This is a genomic window from Acinetobacter sp. YH16044, assembly GCF_013417145.1.
In the GTDB taxonomy this organism is placed as follows: domain Bacteria; phylum Pseudomonadota; class Gammaproteobacteria; order Pseudomonadales; family Moraxellaceae; genus Acinetobacter; species Acinetobacter amyesii.
Genome location: NZ_VPEK01000100.1, coordinates 1 through 2550, shown reverse-complemented (window position 1 = coordinate 2550; position 2550 = coordinate 1). Strand labels below are relative to the sequence as shown.

Genomic DNA, 2550 nt, shown 5'->3' with positions numbered 1-2550 from the left:
GTCTTTGCCATATCTCGAAATGCTTTACAAATTCAACTATGCCAAGCATTCATACTATGACTTGATTGTTACACGCAACGTAGAGCCAAAGGCGAAAGCGGAACTAGGAGGAGGAGGAGGAGTTGCGACGACGACCGACCGACGTTGTGAAGCTGTAGCATTGGCGACTAAGGACGAAGCTATCATTTTCGGTCGTGGCGAGGGCACGCAGCACGTGAAAATGAAGCGAGGACGCAAAAAAGCCCACTGGAGAATCCCACCTGCTACCCGTGTTCGGGTTCGGCAACGAATCCGAAGATGGGACGGATATTTATATAATATTGACCTATTCCCGTATGTTGAGCATAGGCTATTAGCTTTTATTGGTTAGCCTGTTTCTTGAGAAACGCGTAAGCGTGCATTCTGAAAATTCTACTGCAACACGTAAGAGTTAGAGCAGGCGGAGTGCCTGCGAACTGACGCAATAAAAACTCTTAACTTTCCTTTCCCTGATTACAAAGCTCCCCTTAGCACCTAAGTGGGAGCTTTTAGCAATCCCGCAGGGTTGCGCCACAAAGAATAATGATATATAAATAACTCACCAGTTAAGCTACTTTAATTTTTTTACATATACAGGGTATATCATTATGACTGAGCCAACTAATTTAGATTTGTTTGTTGCTGAACTTAAAAAAACAGGTCGTTCTAGCTATCACGGTGCATATTTTCAAGTTCCTTTCCGTATCCAATTGCATCTTCATGCGAAAGTTGAATCTCTTGCAAAACACTTAAACAGCTCTCGAAATAAAGTCTTGAATGATCTTTTGGCTATTGCTCTTGATCAGGTTTATTTATCTTTAAATCTCGATGAAGACACTTTGCATGACATTCAGGTTGAGGAGGGGCGGATTCTTCAGGATTTATTGAAGGATCGCCAGTCAATCAATTCTGGAGATATGGCGGATGACTAATTTTGAGGTTACGGCTAACAAGCCTATGGCTTCACTTGATGAAGCTGCTTCATATTTTAAAAAAGTGTTGCAGGAGCATTTAGATAAAAAACGTGACATCACGTTATTTGCTATTGCTGTTGTTGAGGGTCGATTAAAAGTGATTGAGGGTTTTCCAAGATGATTAAGTTAGAGGGAACAGTATTAAACGTCTTTACTCAACAAGGCGGAACAAACAAGAAAGGCGAAGCCTTTGAAGATCGTGACAAGGTGCAAATTTTGGGAGCTATGGAGCTTCCAAACGGTGATGTAAAAAATGAGCTTTTTACATTATCAGTCGAAAATCATCGTGATTTTATCGACTTCTTAAATCAAAAAATTTCTATTGCTGTTGGAGCAATGGCAAGCGGACGTAATGTGATTTTTTATGTCGCAAAAGGCGCACAGCCTGAATTAGCAAAAACCGTGTGAAACACGAAAAAAAACAGTGAGTTAGGCTTGCCTACTCGCTGTTTTTTCTTTCTCTTGATACTATTGATTAAAGTGGGGACAAAAATTGACTAAAAAAGGCAATAAAAAAGCCCATAATTCGGCTGCTTTGGCGGGCGTTGAATTACAGGCTTTGGAATCTTCTTGCGAAGATCAACATTCGGATAGAATAACACGTTTTGCGACTTTAAAACATAGGGCTAAAAACCAAGAAAACTATCTTTTTACACTAGCCAAGTTTAAAGAGAACTATGTTAAAGACGTTAAAAACGATGAATCTATTGCGGCTCTTAAATCTGCCCAAAAATTGAATGAGTGCGGAAACTATCTGCTATTCAAAAATTTCTATACTTTGGGTGAAATCAAACTAACAAAAATCCAAACATGCGGGCAGCATTTGCTTTGCCCTTTCTGCGCTGCTATTCGTGCCTCCCGTGCTGTTACTCGATACGTTCAACGTATTGATGAAGTATTAACGCAAAATCGCAAGCTCAAGCCCGTTCTAATCACGCTCACAGTAAAAAACGGTTCTGACCTACGGGAACGTGCCGACCATCTTCTAAACGCCTTTAGGAAGCTCCTAGAGCGTCGTAGAGACTTCATCAAGAAGGGTCGAGGGTACAACGAGTTTTGTAAGGTTCAGGGCGCTATGTACTCATACGAAAACACGTATAACGAAAAAACAGGTGAATGGCATCCCCATATTCACATGTTTGCACTGGTGGATAGCTGGATTGATCAGCAAGAGTTTGCGGAATATTGGCAAAGCCTCACTGGTGATTCTTATATTGTAGACGTTCGCAGGGCGAAAAAAGAAAAGGGTTCAGGCTATGCGGGAGCAGCAGCAGAGGTCTGTAAGTACGCTTTAAAGTTTGGTGATCTATCGGTTGAAAAGACTTGGGAGGCTTTTAAGATTCTCAAGGGGCGTCGCTTAACTGGCTCATTTGGTCTTTTATGGGGTGTCAAAATCCCTGAAGAAGCTACGGACGAACTTCCAGACGATCAGTCTTTGCCATATCTCGAAATGCTTTACAAATTCAACTATGCCAAGCATTCATACTATGACTTGATTGTTACACGCAACGTAGAGCCAAAGGCGAAAGCGGAACTAGGAGGAGGAGGAGGAGTTGCG

The 2550-nt window shown here is 41.7% G+C and carries 4 protein-coding genes and 1 pseudogene; all 5 read left to right on the top strand.

Going from position 1 to position 2550, the window contains the following annotated elements:
• Positions 1-370: pseudogene (locus FTV38_RS17965) on the top strand (hypothetical protein); the annotation flags it as partial.
• Positions 371-626: 256 nt separating this feature from the next.
• Entirely contained in the window at positions 627-950 is a 324-nt protein-coding gene (locus FTV38_RS17135) for a hypothetical protein (RefSeq protein WP_179991768.1), read from the top strand.
• Positions 943-1113: a hypothetical protein gene (locus tag FTV38_RS17130; protein ID WP_179995794.1), complete on the top strand. Its 171-nt coding sequence runs from the start codon at positions 943-945 to the stop codon at positions 1111-1113. Before FTV38_RS17135 ends, FTV38_RS17130 begins: the two co-directional genes overlap by 8 nt.
• Complete coding sequence (locus tag FTV38_RS17125; RefSeq protein ID WP_179991767.1) at positions 1110-1400, top strand: hypothetical protein; 291 nt, start codon at positions 1110-1112, stop codon at positions 1398-1400. Before FTV38_RS17130 ends, FTV38_RS17125 begins: the two co-directional genes overlap by 4 nt.
• Before the next feature lie 85 nt (positions 1401-1485).
• A partial coding sequence (locus FTV38_RS17120; RefSeq protein ID WP_257224371.1) for a protein rep occupies positions 1486-2550 on the top strand: 1065 nt, incomplete at its 3' end.